This is a genomic window from Dermacoccus sp. PAMC28757 (assembly GCF_014302635.1).
GTDB lineage: Bacteria > Actinomycetota > Actinomycetes > Actinomycetales > Dermatophilaceae > Dermacoccus > Dermacoccus abyssi.
Map to the genome: position 1 here is coordinate 3,060,194 of NZ_CP060292.1, position 21,810 is coordinate 3,082,003.

Annotated in this window: 21 protein-coding genes and 1 tRNA gene; 8 read left to right on the top strand and 14 right to left on the bottom strand. The window is 69.1% G+C overall.

Annotated elements, in window-relative coordinates; translation table 11 throughout:
* Positions 1-27 precede the first annotated feature (27 nt).
* Positions 28-384 (top strand): DUF952 domain-containing protein, encoded by a 357-nt coding sequence (locus tag H7F30_RS14535; protein WP_047310418.1) that lies wholly within the window; start codon positions 28-30, stop codon positions 382-384.
* Positions 385-446: 62 nt separating this feature from the next.
* Here H7F30_RS14535 and H7F30_RS14540 read toward each other — a convergent pair.
* Positions 447-527: transfer RNA gene (locus tag H7F30_RS14540), tRNA-Tyr, on the bottom strand.
* A gap of 162 nt (positions 528-689) precedes the next feature.
* Between H7F30_RS14540 and H7F30_RS14545 the strand changes: the two genes are divergently transcribed.
* Complete coding sequence (locus tag H7F30_RS14545) at positions 690-1,190, top strand: YajQ family cyclic di-GMP-binding protein (protein ID WP_118912259.1); 501 nt, start codon at positions 690-692, stop codon at positions 1,188-1,190.
* A gap of 7 nt (positions 1,191-1,197) precedes the next feature.
* Positions 1,198-1,698, top strand: coding sequence for a hypothetical protein (locus H7F30_RS14550; protein ID WP_118912260.1), 501 nt, complete (start codon positions 1,198-1,200; stop codon positions 1,696-1,698).
* Positions 1,699-1,708: 10 nt separating this feature from the next.
* On the opposite strand, the gene H7F30_RS14555 is transcribed toward H7F30_RS14550, so the two are convergent.
* Positions 1,709-3,397 carry a TIGR03767 family metallophosphoesterase gene (locus H7F30_RS14555; RefSeq protein WP_187035924.1) on the bottom strand — a complete coding sequence of 563 codons (1,689 nt, stop codon included), beginning with the start codon at positions 3,395-3,397 and terminating at the stop codon, positions 1,709-1,711.
* A 220-nt stretch (positions 3,398-3,617) separates the two neighbouring features.
* Between H7F30_RS14555 and H7F30_RS14560 the strand changes: the two genes are divergently transcribed.
* Positions 3,618-4,772, top strand: a complete 1,155-nt coding sequence (locus tag H7F30_RS14560; RefSeq protein WP_187035925.1) for an acyl-CoA dehydrogenase family protein — start codon at positions 3,618-3,620, stop codon at positions 4,770-4,772.
* A 168-nt stretch (positions 4,773-4,940) separates the two neighbouring features.
* On the opposite strand, the gene H7F30_RS14565 is transcribed toward H7F30_RS14560, so the two are convergent.
* Positions 4,941-5,474: an isochorismatase family protein gene (locus H7F30_RS14565; RefSeq protein ID WP_187035927.1), complete on the bottom strand. Its 534-nt coding sequence runs from the start codon at positions 5,472-5,474 to the stop codon at positions 4,941-4,943.
* 183 nt (positions 5,475-5,657) lie between these two features.
* Between H7F30_RS14565 and H7F30_RS14570 the strand changes: the two genes are divergently transcribed.
* Genes H7F30_RS14570 through H7F30_RS14585 form a run of 4 tightly spaced genes read left to right on the top strand, consistent with a single transcriptional unit; the run spans position 5,658 to position 9,249 of the window.
* Positions 5,658-7,187 (top strand): long-chain fatty acid--CoA ligase, encoded by a 1,530-nt coding sequence (locus H7F30_RS14570; protein WP_129664256.1) that lies wholly within the window; start codon positions 5,658-5,660, stop codon positions 7,185-7,187.
* 45 nt (positions 7,188-7,232) lie between these two features.
* Positions 7,233-7,991, top strand: a complete 759-nt coding sequence (locus H7F30_RS14575) for an SDR family oxidoreductase (RefSeq protein ID WP_187035929.1) — start codon at positions 7,233-7,235, stop codon at positions 7,989-7,991.
* Positions 7,992-8,032: 41 nt separating this feature from the next.
* Positions 8,033-8,785 (top strand): SDR family oxidoreductase, encoded by a 753-nt coding sequence (locus H7F30_RS14580; RefSeq protein ID WP_222617816.1) that lies wholly within the window; start codon positions 8,033-8,035, stop codon positions 8,783-8,785.
* An 11-nt stretch (positions 8,786-8,796) separates the two neighbouring features.
* A complete protein-coding gene (locus tag H7F30_RS14585) occupies positions 8,797-9,249 on the top strand; it encodes a MaoC family dehydratase (protein WP_047310426.1) in 453 nt (150 codons plus the stop codon).
* Positions 9,250-9,346: 97 nt separating this feature from the next.
* On the opposite strand, the gene pepN is transcribed toward H7F30_RS14585, so the two are convergent.
* The 11 genes from pepN to H7F30_RS14640 form a co-directional block, all read right to left on the bottom strand.
* On the bottom strand, positions 9,347-11,863 hold the full coding sequence (pepN, locus tag H7F30_RS14590) for an aminopeptidase N (protein WP_187035932.1): 2,517 nt from the start codon (positions 11,861-11,863) through the stop codon (positions 9,347-9,349).
* A 102-nt stretch (positions 11,864-11,965) separates the two neighbouring features.
* Complete coding sequence (locus H7F30_RS14595; protein WP_187035935.1) at positions 11,966-12,433, bottom strand: GNAT family N-acetyltransferase; 468 nt, start codon at positions 12,431-12,433, stop codon at positions 11,966-11,968.
* A gap of 31 nt (positions 12,434-12,464) precedes the next feature.
* Positions 12,465-13,376: a zinc metalloprotease HtpX gene (gene htpX / locus H7F30_RS14600; protein ID WP_047310428.1), complete on the bottom strand. Its 912-nt coding sequence runs from the start codon at positions 13,374-13,376 to the stop codon at positions 12,465-12,467.
* 130 nt (positions 13,377-13,506) lie between these two features.
* Complete coding sequence (locus H7F30_RS14605; RefSeq protein ID WP_187035937.1) at positions 13,507-15,030, bottom strand: NADH-quinone oxidoreductase subunit N; 1,524 nt, start codon at positions 15,028-15,030, stop codon at positions 13,507-13,509.
* Positions 15,027-16,589, bottom strand: coding sequence for a NuoM family protein (locus H7F30_RS14610; protein WP_187035939.1), 1,563 nt, complete (start codon positions 16,587-16,589; stop codon positions 15,027-15,029). Before H7F30_RS14610 ends, H7F30_RS14605 begins: the two co-directional genes overlap by 4 nt.
* On the bottom strand, positions 16,586-18,568 hold the full coding sequence (locus H7F30_RS14615) for an NADH-quinone oxidoreductase subunit L (RefSeq protein WP_187035940.1): 1,983 nt from the start codon (positions 18,566-18,568) through the stop codon (positions 16,586-16,588). Before H7F30_RS14615 ends, H7F30_RS14610 begins: the two co-directional genes overlap by 4 nt.
* Positions 18,565-18,918 carry an NADH-quinone oxidoreductase subunit NuoK gene (gene nuoK / locus H7F30_RS14620; protein ID WP_047310431.1) on the bottom strand — a complete coding sequence of 118 codons (354 nt, stop codon included), beginning with the start codon at positions 18,916-18,918 and terminating at the stop codon, positions 18,565-18,567. Before nuoK ends, H7F30_RS14615 begins: the two co-directional genes overlap by 4 nt.
* Positions 18,915-19,427, bottom strand: a complete 513-nt coding sequence (locus H7F30_RS14625; RefSeq protein WP_047310432.1) for an NADH-quinone oxidoreductase subunit J — start codon at positions 19,425-19,427, stop codon at positions 18,915-18,917. The genes nuoK and H7F30_RS14625 overlap by 4 nt, the downstream gene beginning before the upstream one ends.
* Positions 19,428-19,464: 37 nt before the next feature.
* Entirely contained in the window at positions 19,465-20,082 is a 618-nt protein-coding gene (locus H7F30_RS14630; protein WP_082128608.1) for an NADH-quinone oxidoreductase subunit I, read from the bottom strand.
* A complete protein-coding gene (locus H7F30_RS14635) occupies positions 20,079-21,035 on the bottom strand; it encodes a complex I subunit 1 family protein (RefSeq protein ID WP_187035942.1) in 957 nt (318 codons plus the stop codon). Before H7F30_RS14635 ends, H7F30_RS14630 begins: the two co-directional genes overlap by 4 nt.
* Positions 21,032-21,595: an NADH-quinone oxidoreductase subunit C gene (locus H7F30_RS14640; RefSeq protein ID WP_187035944.1), complete on the bottom strand. Its 564-nt coding sequence runs from the start codon at positions 21,593-21,595 to the stop codon at positions 21,032-21,034. The genes H7F30_RS14635 and H7F30_RS14640 overlap by 4 nt, the downstream gene beginning before the upstream one ends.
* Positions 21,596-21,810 lie beyond the last annotated feature (215 nt).

The following is a 21,810-nucleotide window of genomic DNA, read 5'->3' on the forward strand; positions in this document are numbered from 1 at the left end:
TGCCGCGAGCGCCGTTAGGGTCGGATCATGCAGACGATCCATCACATCGCCCTGGCCGACGAGTGGGACGAGGCGCAGCGTGAGGGCACCTACGCGACGTCGACGCTCGGCATGAGCATCGACGCCGTGGGCTACCTGCACGCGAGCTTTCCCGAGCAGGTTCGCCCGACCCTCGAGCGCTTCTACTCCGACGTCGACGCGCCGCTCGTCCTGCTCACGCTCGACCCGGAGGCCCTGGCCGAGGCGGGCCTCGAGGTGCGCGTCGAACCGGCGGCGCCCGACGACCCCGAGAGTGAGCGCTTCGCGCACGTGTACGGCGGCGTGCTGCCCGTCAACGCTGTCAGCTCTGTCGAGTCGCTCGAGTTGCCCGGCACGCAGGCGTGAACAGCAGCAAGGACAAGACGAAGGCCCCGCAGCTGACGCTGCGGGGCCTTCGTGCACTGGGGTGCCAGGTGAAGGATTCGAACCTTCGAAGCTTTCGCGACGGATTTACAGTCCGCTCCCATTGGCCGCTCGGGCAACCTGGCTCGCGTGCTCGCAAACCATAGCAAAGAGGCGGGAGGCTGGGCGAATCGGCTCGCACGTCACACCCCCGCGACCCCACCTTCGCCGACCGCCTCCCCTAACCGGCGTGTCGGGCTCTATCGTGGCGCTGGAGAAAGCACTCACCCGCGACCCGAGGAGACACCGTGGCAGACAGCTCGTTCGACATCGTCAGCAAGATCGACAAGCAGGAAGTCGCGAACGCCGTCAACCAGGCGGCCAAGGAGATCTCGTCGCGCTACGACTTCAAGAACGTCGGCGCCTCCGTCGAGCTGTCCGGCGACTCGATCGTCATGAAGGCCAACTCCGAGGAGCGAACCCTCGCCGTCCTGGACGTGCTGCAGACGAAGCTCGTCAAGCGTGGCGTCTCGCTCAAGACGCTCGACTACGGCAGCGACGAACCGACGCCGAAGCTCTCCGGCAAGGAGTACCGACTCGAGGCCGCCCTCAAGGAGGGCATCTCGTCGGAGAACGCCAAGAAGATCAGCAAGCTCATCCGTGACGAGGGCCCCAAGACGGTCAAGGCACGTATCGAGGGCGACGAACTGCGCGTCACGAGCAAGAGCCGTGACGACCTGCAGGCCGTGCAGCAGCTCCTTCGCGGCGCCGACCTCGACGTGGCCCTGCAGTTCACGAACTACCGCTGACCCGGCCATGACCTCCCTCCGCGAGTCCCACGCGCTACGGACGTGGGCACTCGTGCTCGTTCTCGTCGTTCTCGCCGCGGCCGGTGGCGAACGCCTCGTCGACACGCTGGCCGACGACGAGGAAACGGTCGCCTGGGCACACGGAGCACGCCTGGCCTCGTCCGCCGTGACACTCGTCGTCTCACTCGTCGCGCTCGCGCTCATGGGGCGTGGACACCATCGTCGGATGGCCACGTTGCGCCCTGCCGCGCCCACCCCGACGAAGCTGTTGGGTTCCGCCCGGGACGAGGAGGACGAGGAGGAGCAGGCGCAGATGCTCGTCGAGACCTTCCCGCTGACGACGTGCCTGCTCGTGCTCGCCCTGGCGGTGGCGGTGTTCGTCGCGACCTACCCGGAGGAGCCCGCGTTCGTGCGGGTTCTTGCCTCGACGGGAGCCCTCATCACGTTCCTGTGGCTCCTCGGGGCCGTCGCCTCCCGCGTGCGCGCGGGACGGGCGCTACGCAGCTGAGAGCCGCCGGTCAGTGCAGTGGGTTGGGCAGGAGGAGTTCGGTGTTGCGGTCGGCCGGGGTGCCCAGCCCCTCGCGCTCGGCGTTGATGTCGTTGTACGACAGTTCGCGATAGAGGGACGCCAGCGCAGCCTGGGAGCCGTCGGAGTAGGAGGCCTGGTACGGCGCCGCCGACTCGACGAGCGTCGTGAAGAGGCTCAGCGTGCCGTCGGCGTTGTCGCAGACCTCGATGATGCGGGCGAGCTGGGGGAAGTCGACGTGGCTGGCCGTGTTGATCTCCCAGAAGCTGCGCTCCGGATCGCGGTGACGGCGCGCGGTGATGCTGTTGACGTGAGTGTGGCCGTTGACCCAGGCGATGACGTTCGGGAAGCGCTTCAGGGTGTTGACGACTTCGAGGCCACCGTGGCGGATCTCGGGCTTGCCCGGGTCGAGGAGCAGGTTGTTCATCGACTCGCTCGTGTGGTGGCTGAACAGGACGAACAACTCGTCGTCTACCTGACGCTTCTGCTCGGCGCCCCAGACATCGAAGAACCGGCTGCTGCCGGCCTCCAGACGGCGCTGCAGCCAGCGGAACTGCTCGTCACCGAGGCTGCCCTCGGTCCAGCCCGCGCGGTTCGTCGAATCCATGGCGATGCCGGTGACGCCGTCGGCGATGCGGAACGCGTAGTAGCCACGGCCCGTGGCGACGTTCTCCTCGGTGAAGCCGTGCCCTCCGCTCGGCAGGTGCGCCTTCATGTACTCGACGGGCGTGAACGGCGCGCGACGGGCGTCCGGCGTCACGCTGCGCGTCGTCATCGACGATGTCTGCGGCAGGGTGCGCGAGGCGCCGGTGTAGGCACGACGTAGCTGCGTGTTCGAGGTTGACGCCTTGAACCCCATGAACTTCTTGTCGCTCGTGTAGAGCTTCGCGACGGCCGCCCAGTCGCTCGGCAGCACCCCGCTCATCGAGTCGTCGTGGTTACCGAAGACGCTGAACCACGGCGTCTTGAGGCCGTGGCTGCGGTGCGGCGCAACGGCGCGGGCGAAGAATCCGGGCACCGTCGGGAAGCCGGCCTCCTTGTACCGGTCGCGCACGGCGTCGTCGCTCACGTTGTAGAACTGCTCGTCACCGCCGGTGGCGACGCCCTCCCACTCAGTGGCGGCACCGGTGTTCTGCCGAATCGTTCCACCGTTCATCACGGCGAGGAACCAGTCGAGTTCGACCGACTCGTGGTTGTCGGTGTTGTCGCCGGTGGAGACGACGCAGTCGAAGACGCGCCCGGAGAAGGGCCCCTTCGCCAGATCGTTGATGCGCTTGACGAGCTGCGCCCCACCGTGCGAGCCGAGCGGCTCCTGCGGGCGGAACGCGCTGCCGTTGACCGTGCTCAACCACTCGAAGCGCACCGGGCTCTGGGCGTCGATCATGTGCAGGTCGGTGAACTGAACGATGCTCGCGAGCGCCTTACGGGTGTCGTCGCGGTTCGGCTTGGCTGCGACCAACTCGTCGCGCACGACGAGTGCCCAACCCGCCCCGGCAGTGAGGCGCGCGTAACCCGACGGGGCCTTCGGCGTCGCGACGTTCGCCAGCGTCGTGCCCTTGGTGAACACGCTTCGCGACGCCGCGTAGGCAACCTGGCGATCGGTGGCGACGCCGGCGAAGGCGAGGGCGGCGAGGGAGCCTGAGGCACCCTTGAGGACACGGCGGCGGGAGATGTCGGACACGGGGAGACCTCTTCTCGGGCTGGGCGATCGTCCGAACATCGTGCCCGGCCACCTCTACTCCCCAGTAACCCGCAACTGAACGTCGAATGAACGGCCCCTCGGGAGCGTTTCGTGAGGCCCCGCGGCTTACGCCTGCGTAGGGAAGCGGGGTGGGAGGCGCCGCCATTGTCGGCGTCGTAGCATGGCTGGAGCTACCCATCAGTATCGAAAGGCTGCGACCATGCCCCGCAACATTTACGACGAGGACCACGAGGCGTTCCGCTCCTCCGCCCGCGAGTTCGTCGAGCGCACCCTCGCCCCGCGTGCCGAGGAGATGATCCGCGATCACGTCATCGCGCGTGACATCTGGCTCGAGGCCGGCAAGCAGGGCTTCTTCGGCCTGTGCATTCCGGAGGAGTACGGCGGCGCTGGCATCGACGACTACCGCTTCAACGCGATCTTCGCCGAAGAGATCAGCAAGTTCACCGCCGCCGTCGCGTCGTGCTTCGGCATCCACTCGGATGTCACCGCGCCGTACATCGTCAGCCTCGGCACCGAGGAGCAGAAGCAGAAGTACCTGCCGCGGGTCGCGACGGGTGAGCTGATCCTGTCGATCGGCATGACGGAGCCGTCGGGCGGTTCGGACCTCGCCAACCTCAAGTCGATCGCCGTCAAGGCCGACGACGGTTCGGGCGACTGGATCCTCAACGGTTCGAAGACGTTCATCACGAACGGCCACCAGTGCGACGTCGCCGTTGTCGCGGCACGCACGGACCCGAGCAAGGGCGCCAAGGGCATCTCGCTGTTCCTCGTCGAGGCCGGCACCGAGGGCTTCACGAAGGGCAACAAGCTCGACAAGGTCGGCCAGGTCGAGTCCGACACCTCCGAGCTGTTCTTCGACAATGTGCGTCTGCCCGCCGACGCGCTGCTCGGCCCGCAGGACCTCGGCTTCATCGCGATGATGAAGCACCTGCCGCAAGAGCGCATCGGCAACGCCATCGCCAACATCGCGAACGCGAAGCAGATCCTCGCCGAGACGATCCAGTACTGCAAGGACCGCAAGGCTTTCGGTCAGCCCATCGGCTCGTTCCAGCACAACACGTTCAAGATCGCCGAGATGGTGACGAAGATCGAGGTCTCCGAGGCGTACATCGACGACTGTGTCGCCGCGCACGCCGAGGGCAAGCTGACGGCCGTCGACGCCGCGAAGGCGAAGTGGTGGGCCGCCCAGGTGCAGTGCGACGTACTCGACGAGTGCGTGCAGTTGCACGGTGGCTACGGCTACATGAACGAGTACCGCGTGGCACGTGCGTGGCGTGACGCGCGCGTGCACAAGATCTGGGCCGGTTCGAACGAGATCATGAAGATGATCATCGGGCGTGACCTGGGACTCTGAGAAGCGGGAACCGGAGGTTGAGGGGCCCGCGAGCGCAAGCGAGCTCGCCCCTCGGCCGCAGGTAGACACCGACAGAACAAGCCAGAGAAAATCTCTCTGAGCTCGTAGAAGTCTGACGAGAAGGGCCGGTTCGAGCGTCTGCTCGAACCGGCCCTTCGACGTTTCCCCTCAGGCGAACGCTTCGGCCGTCGTCGTGACGGCCCCCGTTGCGGCGGGCTGCTTGGTGGAGGCGGCTTGTTCGTTGAGCACGGCGATCGACTGCTCGGGCGAGAACTCGGCGCCCCGTTCCCGCATGTCACCGGTGGTGTGCGCGTCGGAGACCAGCGTCACGTCGTAGCCGCGGTGGATGCCGCCGTAGAACGTGCTGCGGATGCACGCGTCGGTCTGCGCGCCCGCGAGGACGATCTCGCGAGCCCCCAGCGCCTCCAGCTGCTGGGCCAGGTCGGTCTCGACGAAGGAGTCGCTCCACGTCTTGTGCACGATCGCCTCGTGGTCGGCGGGCGAGAGCTGCGGCACGATCTGCCACTCGGCACTCCCCTTCGCGAGCCCTGCGTCGGTGTGCTGCACCCACACGACGGGAACGTCGGCGGCGCGAGCCGCCTCGACCAGTTTCGCCACGTTCGCGATGACGGCGTCGGAACCGACCGACTCCTCCATGACGTCGACCTGCACGTCGACCACCAGTAACACTCGTTCGCCCATGACGTTCACGCTACACACGGCCACCGACAACCCAGCGATTCCGGGAAGGCGCATCGTAGGGAGTTCAATTCACGACAGCCGACTGGACCGGGAACTATTGAGCAACGCTCAATAGTTGTTGCAGCATCACCGATGTGATGTGATTCAGAGCACATCGACGTTTCGTCTCGCGGGGGTTTCTCCATGTCCGACATGCCTTACGTTTCCACGACCCTTTCCCTGGCCAGCGTTCTCGCCGAGCCGGCCCGTCGAGAGCCGGACGCCATAGCCCTCGTCCAGGGAGAGCAGCGCCTCACGTACGCCGAGACGTGGCAGCGGGCGCGCCGCACGGCAGCACAGCTCGTGGCCGACGGCGTGCAGCCCGGCGACCGCGTCGCTCTGCTCGCGCCGAACGTCATCGAGTTCGTCACCTCGTACTACGGAATCCTCGCTGCGGGCGGCGTCGTCGTTCCCATTCCGACGCTTCTGCAGGGCCGCGAGGCGGCGTATCTCATCGACACCGCCGAGGCGAGCCACCTCATGTACCACCCGGCCGTCGCCGCTGCGGCCACCAAGGCTGCCGAGATGACGGGCGTTCCGACCCACGACATCACGACGTACGGCACCGACGCCGAGCCACTCACCACGTTCGTCACGCGCGAGCCGCTCGACCCGGCCGTCATCTTCTTCACGAGCGGCACGACCGGACGCCCCAAGGGGGCCATCCTCACCCACCTCAACCTCGTGATGAACGCCACCGTCAGCGCCTTCGACGGCAACGGCGTGCCGCCCGGCACGATCGCCCTCGGGTGCCTGCCGCTCTTCCACGTCTTCGGCCAGTCGGTCTCGCTCAACGCGGGCTTCCGCCACACCGCGACGCTCGTGCTCCAGCCGCGCTTCGACGCGAGGGAGGCCCTCGAGATCATGAACCGCGAGGGCGTCACGATGATCTGCGCGGTGCCGACGATGTACATCCAGCTTCTCGCCGCGGTGGCGGAGAACCCCGACATTCCGGTGCCGCAACTCGAGGACGCCGTCAGTGGCGGCGCCTCCCTGCCGGTCGCCGTGCTCGAGCGCTTCGAGGCCACCTTCTCGACCAAGATTCACGAGGGTTACGGCCTGAGCGAGACCTCGCCGTCCATCACGTCGAACCAGGAGCAACTCGGCGTCGAGGCCGGCAGCGTCGGCCACAGCCTGTGGGGCATCGACATCGCCATCGCCGACGTCACCGTGCCCGACCACATCGAGTTCGTGCCCGCCGGAGAGCGGGGTGAGGTCATCGTCCGCGGCCACGCCGTCTTCGCGGGCTACTGGAACAACGAGGCCGCCACCCGCGAGGTGCTGCAGGACGGCTGGTTCCGCACCGGCGACATCGGCATCCAGGACGAGTCGGGGCGCCTGCGCATCGTCGACCGCACGAAGGACCTCGTCATCCGCGGCGGCTACAACGTTTACCCACGCGAGGTCGAGGAAGCGCTCATGCGCCACGAGGGCGTCGACCAGGTCGCCGTCATCGGAGTGCCGGACGAGCAGTACGGCGAGGAGATCATGGCCGTCATCGTGCCGAGCGAAGGGGCCCGACTCGACGGCGACGAGATCATCGCCTGGAGCCGCGAGCGCCTCGGATCGCACAAGTACCCGCGCCGCGTCGAGATCGTCGGCGAGCTGCCGCTCGGGCCGAGCATGAAGGTTCTCAAGCGCGAATTGCGCACCCAGTACTCCACCGGGGAATAGAGTTGTTGAGCAACGCTCAATAAGCATCGAGAGGAAGCATCGCGCATGCCAGTACAGACCCAGCGCTTCGAGGGCAAGGTGGCCATCGTTACCGGAGCGAGCCGCGGCATCGGCCTTGCCATCGCGCAGCGCCTCGTCGACGAGGGCGCCAACGTCATCATCACGGCGCGCGGCCAGGAGGCTCTCGACGCCGCCGTCGCCCAGCTCGGTGACGCCGCGCTGGCGCGCGCGGGCAAGGCTCAGGACAAGGAGCACCAGGAGGACGTCGTGCGCACCGCGCTCGACACCTGGGGCCGCCTCGACGTGCTCGTCAACAACACGGGCATCAACCCCGTCTTCGGTGGCCTCATGGACCTCGACGACTCAGCGGCCACGAAGATCTCCGAGGTCAACCTCCTCGCCACGCTGTCCTGGACGCGCACCGCGTGGAACCTGTGGATGAAGGAGAACGGCGGCTCCGTCGTCAACCTGGCCAGCATCGCCGGCCTGCGCACGGCCCCCGGCATCGCCTACTACGGCGTGACGAAGGCCGGCCTCATCCACCTCACCGAGGAGCTGGCCGTCGAGCTCGGCCCCACGGTGCGCGTCAACGCCGTGGCCCCCGCCGTCGTCAAGACCGACTTCGCCAAGGCCCTCTACGAGGGCCGTGAGGACGAGGTCGCCAAGCCGTACCCGCTCAAGCGCCTCGGCCGCCCCGAGGACATCGCCGGCCCCGTCGCCTTCCTCGCCTCCGAGGATGCGGCCTGGGTGACGGGCCAGACGCTGCCGATCGACGGTGGCATCACGCTCACCGGCGGCTTCTGAGCATCCCGAAACCCTCGAACTCCCGACGAAAGGACATCCCCATGACCCAGCGAACCGCCATCGTCACCGGTGCCGCGCGCGGCATCGGCGCGGCCGTCGCCCAGCGTCTAGCCTCCGACGGCTTGCAGGTTGCCGTCATCGACCTCGACGAGAGCGCGTGCGCCTCGACGGTCGAGGCCATCACGTCCGCTGGCGGCAAGGCCATCGCCGTCGGCGCCGACGTCTCCGACGAGGAGAGCGTCAAGAAGGCCGTCCAGCGCGTCGCCGACGAGCTCGGTGCCCCCACCGTGCTCATCAACAACGCCGGCATCCTGCGCGACAACCTGCTGTTCAAGATGAGCGTCGACGACTGGGACATGGTCATGGGCGTTCACCTGCGCGGCAGCTTCCTCATGGCCCGCGAGGCCCAGGCCCACATGACGAAGGAAGGCTTCGGCCGCATCGTCAACCTGTCGTCGAGCTCGGCGCTCGGCAACCGCGGTCAGGCCAACTACTCGGCCGCCAAGGCCGGTCTGCAGGGCTTCACGAAGACCCTCGCCATCGAGCTCGGCAAGTTCGGCGTCACCGTCAACGCCATCGCTCCGGGCTTCATCGCCACGGACATGACGGCGGCCACCGCCGAGCGTGTCGGCGTGCCGTTCGACGACTTCATGAAGGGCGCGGCGGACGCCACGGCCGTCAAGAAGGTGGGCCGCCCCGAGGACATCGCCAACGCGGCGTCGTTCTTCTGCGACGAGCGCTCCGGGTACGTCTCCGGCCAGGTGCTCTACGTCGCCGGCGGACCCCTGAACTGAAGGAGGAGCTCATGCGTACGTTCAACGGACTCGAGGAACTCAAGGCCGCCGTCGGCGAGGAACTCGGCTCGAGCGAGTGGCACGAGGTCACCCAGACGATGGTCGACCAGTTCGCCGAGGCGACGGGCGACCATCAGTGGATCCACGTCGACCCGGAGAAGGCGAAGGCCGGCCCGTTCGGCACGACGATCGCTCACGGCTACCTCACGCTGAGCCTCGTGCCGATGCTGGCTGCCGAGATCTGGTCGATCGAGAACATCTCGATGGCCGTCAACTACGGCTCGAACAAGGTGCGTTTCACGCAGCCGGTTCCCGTCGGCTCGCGCGTGCGCGGCACCGCCGTGCTCGACGAGGTCAAGGAGTCGCCCAAGGGCGCCCAGGTGGCCATGACGTTCACCGTCGAGATCGAGGGCGAGGAGCGCCCGGCCTGTGTCGCACAGACGCTGTCGGTCATCGTGCCCTGACGCGCGTCGCCGCTGACGCGAGGCCCGACCCGGAGTCCCTGCTCCGCGGTCGGGCCTCGTTCGTCTTCCCCCGTCCTGTCCGGAAATGAACCGCCCGTCAGCGGGCGAAGACGGCGCGGGAGGCGATGACCTCGCGCATCGTGGCGTGCGCATCGACAACCGAGCGGCGCACCGACGCCGGGAGCTGCTGATCGAGCATCCGGCGCACCTCGACGTCGAGCTCCTCGCTCGCGAGGGCGGCGGGGAACGCGAGCGAGGCGACGCGGGCGAGGGCGTCCTCCCCCACCCACTCCCGCATGCGCGGGATGTCGCTGACGTAGCGCTCCACGTACGGCGCGAGAGTGGCCTCGTCGTCGGCCGGCCAGAAACCGGAGGCGAGCGCGTTCATCTCGTAGTTGCTGTGAGCCGGCGAATCCTCGCTCGGCGCTGCCGTGAGCTCCTCCCAGGCCCACGCCTTCGTCGCGGCGTCCGGGAACGACGCGCGAGCTGTGAGGTAACCCAGGCGGCCGGACATCGTGTTGTCGGCGGCGAGCGCCTCGTCGAGATCGTCGATCGTGACGGCGTCGAGCTGCGCGAGGCGGCGCGCCACCCGCCAACGGAACGGAGTGTCACCGTCGAGCCCGGCGGGCAGGTCTTCTCCCCGGAACCACGGCGTGAGGCGCCCGGCGTCACCCGTACCGGCCAACAGGCGCGCGCCCGCGAGGGTGCGCGGGTCGTGTTCACCGTCGGCCTCGGCCAGCATGCGCTCGGCAAGGTCCGCGAGCCCGGCGAGCGCAGCCGGACGCTCGGACCACGGCAGGAAACGACCGACGACTGCGCCCAGAGCGAGCGAGGTGGCGACGTCGAGCACGGGCATCTGCGTCTCGGCCGGAAGCGCGGCCTCGGCTATCGCGAGGATCTGCTCGGGCGCCACCTCGGCGCGGGCCAGGCCGTGCGCGAGCGCCGTCCAGATCATGGCGCGCGTCGTCGCGTCGTCGATTCCCGGTAGCGCCCCCGCCATGGCCTCGAGGCTCGCGTCGTCGAACGCCACACCCGCCCACGTGAGGTCACCCGCGTTCGGCACGACGAGTGCAACGCTCTCGCCTCCCGTCGCAGCGGCGATGTTCGGCAGCTTCACGCGCCCGCTCACGCCGTGCAGATCGTCGGCGGCCACCTCGGCGCCCGCCTGGTCGTAGGCGGCGACGCGCACCGTGTGAACACGCGTCGCAGGGCGATCCGGGTCGGGCGTGATGACGAGTCGGGGGCTCGCGATCTCGCCCACGTTGTCGCCGTCATGCTCGATCCGCAACGTGTCCATTCCGGCCGTCTCGAGCCACGCCTGCGCCCATTCGGTGAGGTCGCGTCCCGCCGCCTGCGAGAGTGCCTCGAGGAAGTCCGCGAGGGTGGCGTTCGCGAAGGCGTGACGCTCGAGGTGAGCGCGCACCCCGGCGACGAACGCGTCATCCCCGATGTGGTGGATGAGCTGACGCAGAACGGCCGAGCCCTTGGCGTAGGAGATGCCGTCGAAGTTCTGCAGGGCCGTGTCCGTGTCGGCGGCGGGTGCCCCCGCGACGGGGTGCGTGGACGGCGAGCGCTCCGCCGCGTATCCCCAGGCCTTGCGGGAGGCTGCGACGTCGACCCAGGCGTCGTCGAACTCGGTGGCGGCCTCGAGCGTCCGGTTCGCCATGTACTCGGCGAAGGATTCGTTGAGCCACAGGTCGTCCCACCACTGCATCGTGACGAGATCGCCGAACCACATGTGCGCCATCTCGTGGCTGATCGTGTTGGCGCGCACGAGATGCTCGGTGCGCCCGGCCGCCCCGGTGAAGACGAGCTGGTCGCGGAACGTGACGCAGCCGGGGTTCTCCATGGCGCCCGCGTTGAACTCGGGCACGAACACCTGGTGGTACTCCCCGAACGGGTACCGGATGCCGAAGAGCGAGTGGTAGTGGTCGAACGACTGCTTCGTCACCGTGAGCATCTCGGGCGCCTGCGCTTCGAGGTGGTCTCGCAGCGACGCGCGGGCGTGGATGCCGAGGCGGATGCCGTCGTGCTCGTCGGTCACCGTGGCGAACGGGCCGGCACAGACGGTGACGAAGTAGGTGGCCAGTGGCTTCGTCGTCTCGGCCCGCCAGAGCCCGGGTTCGACCTCACGCATCGCTCCGTTCGCCACGACGCTCCAGCCGCCGGGGGCGCGCACCGTGACGTCGTAGGGCGCCTTGAGGTCGGGCTGGTCGAAACACGCGTAGACGCGCGGCGCAGCATCCATGAAGAGGTGACCGTAGACATAGGCCTCGCCGTCCGCCGGGTCCTCGGCACGGTGCAGCCCCTGGCCGTCGCGGCCGTAGCGCATCGTAGCGGTGACGACGAGTTCGTTGTGTTCGGCGAGATCCGTCAGGTGCAGACGGCGTCCCTCGAGGGCCGACACGGGCAGCTTGCGGCCGTTGAGCATCGCCGACTCGAGGCTCACCGGGTCGAGGTCGGCAAACGTCGAGGCACCGTTCTGCGCCGTGAACGTCAGCCGCGTCGTCGAGGCGAACTCTCGTGGGCCCCGGTCGAGATCCAGCTCGATGTCGTAGTGCTCGGGGCGAACGATCTGCGAGCGCTCGCGTGCTTCGTCACGGGTCAGCGTCATGGGCTCATCCTGCCACCCGCGACCGAGTCGTCGAGGGGAGCACGAACGCGTCGCGACACGCCGAAAGCCGAACGCCTCACGGGCTGGCTCCTCGAACGTTCCTTACGACGTGAGCGTGACGCGCATCGCGGGGAAGGCCACCTCGGTGAAGCCGGCGCGCTCGTACAAGACGCGGCCCGCCTCGGTGGCCATGAGTTCGGCCCGACCCACACCCGTTCCTCTGGTCCACGCCAGCACCGCGTCGAAGGCCTGACGCCCGAAGCCGCGCCCGCGGTGGTCGGCAAAGGTACACACATTGCTGATGAGAACGTCGCGGCCGTGCGGAACCGCCGGTGAAGGCGCCGCGTCACGGACGGCCCCGACGGCACCTGCCACGACCTCGCCGTCGGCTTCCACGACGAAGAACCCGTGGTCAGGGCTGTCCAGGCGTTCGCCGAACCAGCGTCGGGCCTCTGGCTGCCAGGCGCGGGTGCCCTCGGCGCCCATGGCGGTGAACATCTCCGCTCGAAGCGCCACCAACGCGTCAACATCCCGACGCTCCGCGCGCCGGGCCGTTCCTTCGCCGCTCATGCGATCACAGTATCGAGGCAGCGCTCGACGCTCAGCCCTGGTGCGGACCGGGCCGGTAGGGCCCGTCGAACCGCTGGGGCATCCGGATGCGCTGGCCGGCCATCTGCTCGAGGCGCTCGATGCGGTCGGCCGTCTTCGGGTGCGTGGAAAACATGCGCGAGATGTCCTGCGCGCGGAACGGGTTGGCGATGAACGCGTGGCTCGCGTTCTGCAGCTGCGGCGTCGGCGCGAGCGGGGCCGAGGCGACTCCCGCTTCGAGCTTGGCGAGCGCCGAGGCGAGCGCGAGCGGGTCGCCCGTCAGCTTGGAACCGTCCTCGTCGGCGTCGAACTCACGCGTGCGGCTGATGGCCATCTGGATGACCGACGCTGCGAGCGGCGCGAGGAACGCCATGAAGAGCATGACGATGGGGTTCGGGCGGTTCTCGCTGCTCGAGCCGCCGCCGAAGAACATCATCATCTGCGCGACGCTCGTGATGAGGCCGGCGAGGGCTCCGGCGACGGACGATGTGAGGATGTCGCGGTTGTAGACGTGCATGAGCTCGTGGCCCAGCACACCACGCAGTTCACGCTCGTCGAGCAGGCCGAGGATGCCCTCGGTGCAGCAGACCTTCGCGTTGTTCGGGTTGCGGCCCGTGGCGAACGCGTTGGGTGCCTGCGTCGGCGAGATGTACAGCTCGGGCATCGGCTTGCCGGCCTTCGTCGACAGCTCGCGCACGATGCGGTACATCGCGGGCGCCTGCGTCTCGCTCACCGGGTAGGCCTGCATCGCGCGGATGGCAAGCTTGCCGGAGTTCCAGTACGCGTAGAAGTTCATCGCGAGACCGATGACGGCGAACACACCGATGTAGCGGCCGTTGCCGATCACCGCGCCGAGGCCGAGCAGCAGGGCCCAGATGAGCCCGAACAGCGCGGCCGTCTTCAGCCCGTTGAAATGCCTGTGCATGTCCGGTTCAACGAAGGCTCGGGTGCGGATGTTCCGGCGCGGTCGGCCCCAGATGTGAACTCTGGCCCGATCTGTGACCGGCGCAGGTCACAGACCGAGCCAAAGATCACAGCCTGTGCGGCGGAGCGCGTCAGAAGAGGGCGAGGAGGACGTTCGGCGCGAGGCTCGTCGTCACGACGGCGAGCGAGACGAGCGCGGCGAGCACGCCGTAGACCTTCTTGGGGCGCGGCAAGGGCGTGAGTTCGGGTTCGTTGCCCGACAGCGCCGCCACAGCGGCTGCCTCCTCGGAGACGTCGTCGTTCTCGGGCGCGGGGGTGGCGACGGGCGCGAACATCGCGGCGATCCAGCGCAGGTACACCGCCACGCCGAGCACGGCGTTGAGCAGAGCGATGACGACGAGCCACCACACTCCCCCGGCGACGACCGGCTTGAGCGCCACGATCTTCGCGACGACGCCGATGATGCTCGGCGGCAGCCCGGCCAGGGCGAGAAGGCCGAGCGCGAGCGTCGCGGCCATCATCGGGCGGGTGCGGAACAGGCCGCGCAGGTCACCGATCCTCGTCTCGTGCTCGCGCGAACGGGCGTCCTCGAGGGCCGCCAGGACGACGAAGACAGCGAGCGTTCCGATCGTGTAGAGCGCGAGGTAGGCGGCGGCCGCGGTGACGGAACCACCGGCGACGACCGTCATCGGCAGCACGACCCAGCCGGCCTGCGCCACCGTCGACCACGCCATGAAGCGCAGCGCGCCGTCCTGACGCCAAGCCATGACGTTGCCGACCGTCATCGACAGGGCCGCGACGACGGCGAGCGCCGTGAGCGCGGACGAGCCGAGCGACGACGCGGCACGCAGCACGACGAGCATGCCGCCGAGAGCACCGACCTTCGACGTCGTGGCAAGGAAAGCCGCGACCCAGGAGCCCGAGCCCTCGAACGCCTCCGGCGTCCACGCGTGGAACGGAGCGAGGGAGAGTTTGAAGCCGACACCCGCGATGACGAGCATCATCGCGAGGACGACGAGGGGCTTGCGGGCCGGGTCGGCGAAGGCGTCGAGCACCTGGTCGCCGGTCATCGACGCCGTACCCGTGGCCGCGAACCACACGGCCGCGCCGAGGGCGAGGACGGCGAACGAGACGAGGGCCGTCACGAGCAAGGTGAGGGCGCCGTGAGCGGCCTGCCGGCCCCCACGCAGAGCGACGAGCGCGACGCTGGGAATCGTGGCGAGCTCGATGAGCACGAGCCAGGAGCCGAGATCACGGGCCGCAAGGACGCCGACGCAGCCGGCCGTCGCGGCGAGCACGAGCATCGCCCGCACCGCGGGGTGGCCCTTCGTGCCGGGCACATCGCTGGTCTTCTCGGCGAGGGCGAGCACCGCGACCACCGCCGCGGAGGCGAGCGCCAGGCCCTGCAGACCGACGCCGGTCTGGTCGGCCTGCCAGTAGCAGCCGCCCGAGGCGTCGCACAGGCTCGTGCCGTGAGGGCCGGTCACGGCACCGACGATAAGTGCGCCGAGGCCGCCGAGACACGCCAGGACGGCGAGCACCCACGGGAGGCGGGCTCGCCCGGGCAGAACGACGTCGACGAGGAGCACGAGAAGGGCACCCACCATCGGCACGACGGCGGGAGCGAGTGCGAGGGCGTCGAAGGAAATCTTCACTTGAGGCCTCCGAGCAGCCGCGGCAGGTCGACGTCCGCCACGTTCATGAGCAGCGTCGGCGCAACGCCGAGGACGAAGACGGCCGCCACGAGCACGCCGATGGCGAGCCATTCGAGACCGACGACCCGCTCGGTGGCCACAGAGGCGCTCGCCTCGGCGTGCTCACCGGCTGTGGACGCCGGGGTGGCCCCGTCGCTCGTGCCGAGCGTGGCGTCAGCGGCCTCGGGCGCGCGCTCCCCGGCCCACACTGCACGCAGCACACGCACGCCGTAGGCCGCAGCGAGAACGGCGCCGAACGCGGCCACTGCCGTCAGGACGTGGAATAGGGCGCCCGGGCGGTGCGGAGCACCCCAGGCAGCGAACAGCGCGAGAATCTCACCCCAGAAGCCGGCGAGACCGGGCAGGCCGATGGCTGCGGCGGTGCCGACGACGAGGGCGAAACCGAGCCGCGGATCGCTGTTACGCAAGCCGACCATCGGTTCGTCGACGTCCACCGCACCGCGACGCGCCTTGAGCGCGCCGACGACGGCGAACAGGAGCGCGGAGATGACGCCGTGTGCGATGTTGCCGTACAGCGCAGCCTGCAGACCGATCTGCTGACCGGCTGCGAGCGCAAGCATGACGAAGCCCATGTGCGCGATCGACGACCACGCCACGAGGCGCTTGAGGTCGCGTTCGACGAGGCAAACGAGCCCCCCGACGACGATGCCGACCACCGCAAGAACCGCGATGACGGGGGCGATCGTGCGCCACGCGACGGGCAGCGGCAGGACGACGAGACGGATGAAGCCGTACGTGCCGAGCTTGAGCAGGACAGCAGCCAGGAGCATCGAGCCGGCCGTCGGGGCGGCCGTGTGAGCCCGCGGCAGCCACGAGTGAACACCGATGAGGGGCACCTTGACGGCGAGGCCGAGCGTGAGCAGCACGCCCGCCGTCATCGCGATGGGGAACGGCAGTGCGGCAGCCGCACCACCGGCGAGCCGTTCGAGGTCACTCGTGCCCGCCGAGACAACGAGCAGGAGGATGCCGGCGAGCATAAACATCGAGCCGCCGACGGTGTAGAGAACGAACATCCACCCGGCACGACGGCGGTCGGCCGCGGCGTCACCGAAGCGGTCGATGAGCACCCACATCGGCACGAGAACGACTTCGAAGGCGATGAAGAACGCAACCGCGTCACGGACACTGAACGCCGCGACGGCACCACCGAGAACGACGAGCAGGCAGCCGTAGAACAGCCCGGGTGTGCCCTTCGGGCGCTGGCGGGAACTGACGGCGACGGCCAGCAGCGTCACGGCCGCCGCGAGGATGACGAGCGGAGCGCTGATGCCGTCGGTGGCCAGGTGGAGGCGCATTCCGAGGCCGGGCACCCACGGCTTGTCGATGTGGGCGTCCGTGACGACGGCCGCGACGCACGCGGCGAGGGTGACGACGCTCGCGAGCACCGCGACGGCCCAGGCGCCGGTGTGACCGACAGGGCGTCCGAGTCGGTCGCCCGCCATGAGGGCGGCACCGACGCCGAGCGGCACCGCCACGGCCGCGAGCAGAACGAGGCTCACCACAGCGTCACCCCCAGGATCGAAGCGATGACGACGCCGACGATCACCCACGACAGGCCTGTCGCGGGACGTCGTCCGTGGACGCCGTCGAGAGCCTTGCCGGCGCGGGCGAGGGCACCGGGCGCGCGCGTCGCAGCGGCGTCGACACCCGAGTCGAGGCGGTGGACGCCGCGAGCCAGCGCGAGCACGGGACGCGTCACGAGAGTGCGGTAGAGCGTCTCGACACCGAACCCTCGCGAGGCGGCCAGCGGGATGTGGCGCGGCAGGCGACGGGCGGCGTCACCGTAGAGCTGGCCGAGCGACATGATGCGCACGACGAGGCCGGTGGCGACGATGAGCAGTACCGAGGCGCCCATCATGGCGAGGTTGAGGTGACTCGTGTCGATGTCGAACAGCCGCGTGAAGGCGAGGAGCCCGCCGAACACTCCCCCGAGCACGAGCAGCCACAGCGCGAGGCGCACCGAGACGCCCGGGCGCGGCAGCACCTCGTCCTCCTCGATCTCCTCGATCGGGTCGACCTCCTCACCGAACTCGTTGACCTCCGGAGTGCTGCGCAGCATCTCGACGATGTCGACGTCACGCACCGTGTGGGAGTCGGTGAGCACCTGACGTTCACCACGCCGTTCGAGGACGGTGCGGTGCTGCAGGATGAGCCACGCGCGGGCCGAGTACGCGGCGGTGCCGACGATGATGAGCGCGAGCATGATGAAGCCGACGAGTCCCTCGACGTGTCCGTCGCTCTGGGAGCGCACGGCGTTCTCGAGCATCGCGTCCTTCGAGACGAACGCGACGGTCGGCGGCAGGCCGGCCATCGTGAACAGGGCGAGGGTCACGGGGACGAAGGTCTTCGGCAACCGACGGGTTGCGCCCGTCATCCGGGTGACGAGCGTGGAGCCGACGACCACCGCGAGCCAGCCGACGAGCAGGAACAACAGCGACTTGAAGAAGGCGTGACCGACGAGGTGCAGGAGCGCGGCGTCGGCGCCCTCGCCCGGGGCCAGCGCGCCGAGGCCGAGGAGCATGAGGCCGACCTGGCTGATCGTCGACCACGCGAGCAGCCGCTTGATGTCGACCTGCGCGAACGCGCTCACCGCAGCGAACACGGACGTCGCGCCGGCGACGATGACGAGGGTGAGACGGGCCGTCGGTTCGGCGGCCAAGAGCGGCAGGAACTGGGCGAGGACGACGGTGCCCGCGGCCACCATCGTCGCGGCGTGGATGAGTGCCGACGCGGGCGTCGGGCCCTCCATGGCGTCGGGCAGCCAGTCGGTGAACGGAAGCTGTGCGGACTTGCCGAGCACACCGCACACGAGGCCGAGCAGAAGAACGAGGCGCAGGGTGCCGTGGGCGTCGAGGTTCGAGGTGCTCCAGGCCGTGACGATCTCACTGATGCGCGTCGTGCGCGCACCCATGGCGAGGCCGGCGAGCCCGACGACGAGCGGCGCGTCGGCCACGCGCGTGACGAGGAACGCCTTGAGCGCGGCGCGGCGCGGGCCCGGCTGGTTGCTCTCGTGGCCGATGAGCAGGTAGGAGCACCAGGCCATGACCTCCCAGCCGACGAGGGTGAGCAGCACGTCGTCGGAGAGGACGACGAGCACCATGGCGGCGGTGAAGGCGGAGACCGTGGCGGCGAACGAGCGGTAGCGCGGGTCGGAGAACAGGTACCAGCGCGCGAACATCTGGACGCACGTCGCGACGAAGAGCGCGACGGCCGCGATGAGCGCGCCGGTCGGTGTCACCCGCAGTTCGAGCGGCGCCTTGAGCGCGGGCCCGAGCGGCAGAGACCCGACGGTGACGAGGTGCTGGGCGACCGGCGTCGTGAGCTGCTGCGCGACGAGCAGAATCGCCGCGACGAGGCCACCGAGCGTGCCGAGGGCCGCGAGCGCGTAGGCGCCGGCGTTACGGCGCCCCAGGAGGAAAGCCAGCACCGCGCCGAGCAGCGGGACGGCGACGGCGGCCTGCGCGAGGTGTGCGGTCACGACGTCACCCGCCCGTCGGTGCGGTCGTCGACGGGCGCGTGGGCCGCGTCGTCGTCGAGGCGCTCGGTGAGGTCGATGTGCCCGCGCAGTCGGAACGCGGCCAGGATGATGCCGAGCGCAAGCGTCACCTCGGCGGCGGCGAGCGTGATGACGAAGATCGTGAGGATCTGCCCTGCTGCGGCGTCGTCGGGAAGGGTCGTGCTCATCGTGACGAGGATGAGGCTCGCCGAGGCGAGGATCAGTTCGACCCCGACGAGCATGAGCACGGCGTTACGGCGCGCCAGCACGCCGTAGACGCCCGAACCGGCGAGCACGGCGGCGAGTGCGAAGGGCAGGAGGAGGTGGATCACTTCGAGCCACCGTCCTTGCGCGTGCCGATCATCGCGAGGGCGCCGACGAGCGCGGCGAGCAGCACGAGCGAGAGCACCTCGAACGGCCAGGCGAAGCGGCCGAAGAGGTTGGCGGCGAGGTTGGCGTTCGTTCCGCCGTCGAGGCCGACCTGCTGCGACCCGAAGGCTGCCGCGAAGGCGGCGAAGAGCAGGCCACCGGTGGCTGCGGAAATGACGAGGGCCACCATCCGGCCGGCCATCGGCACGTCGTGATCGGCGCTCTTGCCGATGGGAGCGCGCGTCAACATGACGGCGAACAACACGAGCACGACGACGGCACCGACGTAGACGAGCAGCTGCACGAGCGCGACGAGTTCGGCGCCTAGCACGAGGTAGCAGCCCGACAACGTCGTCATACACAGGGTGAGCCACAGCGCGGCGTGTACGAGCTGACGCGTCGTTACGGCGCAGACGGCCGACACGGCACTGATGAGGCCGAGGCAGCCGAAGAGGGCGTCGTGCACGGTCATGGGCTCACTCCTTTCGTCGTCGTCGCGTTGGCTCGGGTCACTTCGTCACGTTCCGGCGCGCCACCCGTGGGGGCTTGCTCGCCGCTGCGACCTCGGGCGCCTCGGGGGCACGCTCGTCGAGGTCGGGCGGGGCCGGAACCGTGCGCATCCACTCGCCGAGCTGCTCCTTCTCGTGGAGCAGGTCGCGGATGTCGCCGGAGGCGTACTCGAACTCCGGGCTCCAGAAGAGCGCGTCGAACGGGCACACCTCGATGCAGATGCCGCAGTACATGCACAGTGAGAAATCGATGGCGAAGCGGTCGACGACGTTGCGCTGACGGTCACGCCCACCCGGCGTCTCGCTGGGAATCGTCTCCTTGTGCGAATCGATGTAGAGGCACCAGTCGGGGCACTCGCGCGCACAGAGCATGCACGCGGTGCAGTTCTCCTCGAGCAGCGCGATGACGCCGCGGCTACGCGGCGGCAGGTCCGGCTTCTCGTCCGGGTACTGACGCGTCGACGTCTTCTTCGTCATGGTGCGCGCCGTCGTGGCCATTCCGGAAAGAAGGCCGCGGATCGGCCCCTTCTCGCGGCCCGAGGCGGGCAGGTCGTGGACGTGGTGAGCGTGCTCGTGCACGTGCTCGCCGTGGTCGTGGTTCGCGTTCTGCTCGGTCATGCGGTGTAGATCACTCCTGCCGCGGTAAGAGCCAGCTGGAACAGGGCAAGGGGAACGAGGAAGAACCACGCGAAGCGCTGCAGTTGGTCCTCGCGCAGGCGCGGCCAGCTCATGCGCACCCACAGGACGACGAACGCGACGGCGGCGGTCTTGAGCAGCATCCAGACGAAGCCGAGCGCCCCGTCGAACGGACCGTTCCACCCGCCGAGGTAGAGCGCGGCGAACAGCGCCGACATGACGACGATGCCCGCGTACTCGGACAGCAGGAACAGCGCGAAGCGCAGGCCGGTGTACTCCGTCATCGCACCCATGACGACCTCGGAGTCGGCCACGGGCATGTCGAACGGCGGGCGCTGCAGTTCGGCGGTGGCCGCGATGAGCAGCACGATCGCACCGGGCAGCTGCCACAGCAGCCAGATCGGGTGCCAGGCGTGCACGATGCCGCCGATCGAGAGCGACCCTGCCGCCATCGCGAACGACGCGCACGCGAGGATGAGCGGCACCTCGTAGCTGACGAGCTGAGCGGCGGAACGGAACGCGCCGAGCATGGCGTACTTGTTACCCGAACCGAAGCCGGCCATGAGCGTCGCGATGGTGCCGATGCCGGAAACGGCCAGCACGTAGACGAGCGACGCTGGCAGGTCGCCGGCCACGGTGGACGGCGTGAAGGGGATGGCGACGAGCGCGAGCAGGTAGCTGAACATCGACACCGCAGGAGCCAGGCGGAAGACCGGCTTGTCGGCGGCGCGAGGAACGACGTCCTCCTTCTGCGCGAACTTCACACCGTCAGCGACGAGCTGCGCCCAGCCGTGGAAACCACCGGCCTTCATCGGGCCGAGGCGCCCCTGCATGTGGGCCATCACCTTGTGCTCGGCCTGACCGAGCACGAGTGGCAGCACCATGAAGCACACGAGCACGGCAACGCTGCGCAGGACGATCTCGAGGACGCTCATCGCGGCCCCCACGTCTCGTCGGGCACGCCGGGGGCCATGACCTTGCGACGCTTCGAGGCTGCCGCACGGCCGCCGGACTCACCGGGATCCTTGATGCCCGGCCACTCCTTGCTCGCGCGCGCCGTGAGGACGAACGACTTGCGCAGTGGCGTACCGGTGAAACTCGCGGGCAGCAGGAGCTTGCGCACGCCCTGCCCCGTGCCGTCGTCGAAGCCGACGAAGTCGATGCCGAACATCTCGAAGGTCTCGCGCTCGTGCCAGGCCGCGCCACGCCACAGCCCGGTGAGGCTGGCGATACTCGGGGCGCCCGCACCGTGGTCGTCGACTTCGAGGCGCGTGCGCATGAGGATGCTGCGGCGAGCGCCGCCGGCGATGTCGTACAGGTGCGTGACGATGTCGAAGCCCGCGGGCTTGCCGTCGGAGGGACCGGATTCGCCACGGTCGCTCTCGTCGACGGCGGTGAGGAAGTCGAAAAACGTGAAGCCCTCCGAGCGCAGACGCTCATGGGCTTCGACCCAGTCGGACGTCTCGACGTCGTGGGTGGGGACGTCGCGCGTCATCCCTCACCATCCTCGTCGGTCTTCGCCTGCTCCGTTTTGGTCGGCCCCGTCTTGGTCTCGTCGGTCTTCGCCTGCTCGGCGGCGCGACGTTCGCGTGCCTTACGGCGGGCCTCGGCGATGCGGGCGGCACGCTCGTCGTCAGAGGTGTCGGCCTTCGTCGTCGGTGCCTTGTCGGGGGCCTTTTCGGGGTCGCCCGTCTGCGCAGCCTTCTCCTG

What these genes read in the sequence shown, in the direction of transcription:
- H7F30_RS14535 (WP_047310418.1), top strand. Translation starts at nt 28, where the DNA reads ATGCAGACGATCCATCACATCGCCCTGGCCGACGAGTGGGACGAGGCG.
- H7F30_RS14550 (WP_118912260.1), top strand. Translation starts at nt 1,198, where the DNA reads ATGACCTCCCTCCGCGAGTCCCACGCGCTACGGACGTGGGCACTCGTG.
- H7F30_RS14560 (WP_187035925.1), top strand. Translation starts at nt 3,618, where the DNA reads ATGCCCCGCAACATTTACGACGAGGACCACGAGGCGTTCCGCTCCTCC.
- H7F30_RS14565 (WP_187035927.1), bottom strand. Translation starts at nt 5,474, where the DNA reads ATGGGCGAACGAGTGTTACTGGTGGTCGACGTGCAGGTCGACGTCATG.
- H7F30_RS14570 (WP_129664256.1), top strand. Translation starts at nt 5,658, where the DNA reads ATGTCCGACATGCCTTACGTTTCCACGACCCTTTCCCTGGCCAGCGTT.
- H7F30_RS14575 (WP_187035929.1), top strand. Translation starts at nt 7,233, where the DNA reads ATGCCAGTACAGACCCAGCGCTTCGAGGGCAAGGTGGCCATCGTTACC.
- H7F30_RS14580 (WP_222617816.1), top strand. Translation starts at nt 8,033, where the DNA reads ATGACCCAGCGAACCGCCATCGTCACCGGTGCCGCGCGCGGCATCGGC.
- H7F30_RS14585 (WP_047310426.1), top strand. Translation starts at nt 8,797, where the DNA reads ATGCGTACGTTCAACGGACTCGAGGAACTCAAGGCCGCCGTCGGCGAG.
- pepN (WP_187035932.1), bottom strand. Translation starts at nt 11,863, where the DNA reads ATGACGCTGACCCGTGACGAAGCACGCGAGCGCTCGCAGATCGTTCGC.
- H7F30_RS14595 (WP_187035935.1), bottom strand. Translation starts at nt 12,433, where the DNA reads ATGAGCGGCGAAGGAACGGCCCGGCGCGCGGAGCGTCGGGATGTTGAC.
- htpX (WP_047310428.1), bottom strand. Translation starts at nt 13,376, where the DNA reads ATGCACAGGCATTTCAACGGGCTGAAGACGGCCGCGCTGTTCGGGCTC.
- H7F30_RS14625 (WP_047310432.1), bottom strand. Translation starts at nt 19,427, where the DNA reads ATGACCGTGCACGACGCCCTCTTCGGCTGCCTCGGCCTCATCAGTGCC.
- H7F30_RS14630 (WP_082128608.1), bottom strand. Translation starts at nt 20,082, where the DNA reads ATGACCGAGCAGAACGCGAACCACGACCACGGCGAGCACGTGCACGAG.
- H7F30_RS14635 (WP_187035942.1), bottom strand. Translation starts at nt 21,035, where the DNA reads ATGAGCGTCCTCGAGATCGTCCTGCGCAGCGTTGCCGTGCTCGTGTGC.
- H7F30_RS14640 (WP_187035944.1), bottom strand. Translation starts at nt 21,595, where the DNA reads ATGACGCGCGACGTCCCCACCCACGACGTCGAGACGTCCGACTGGGTC.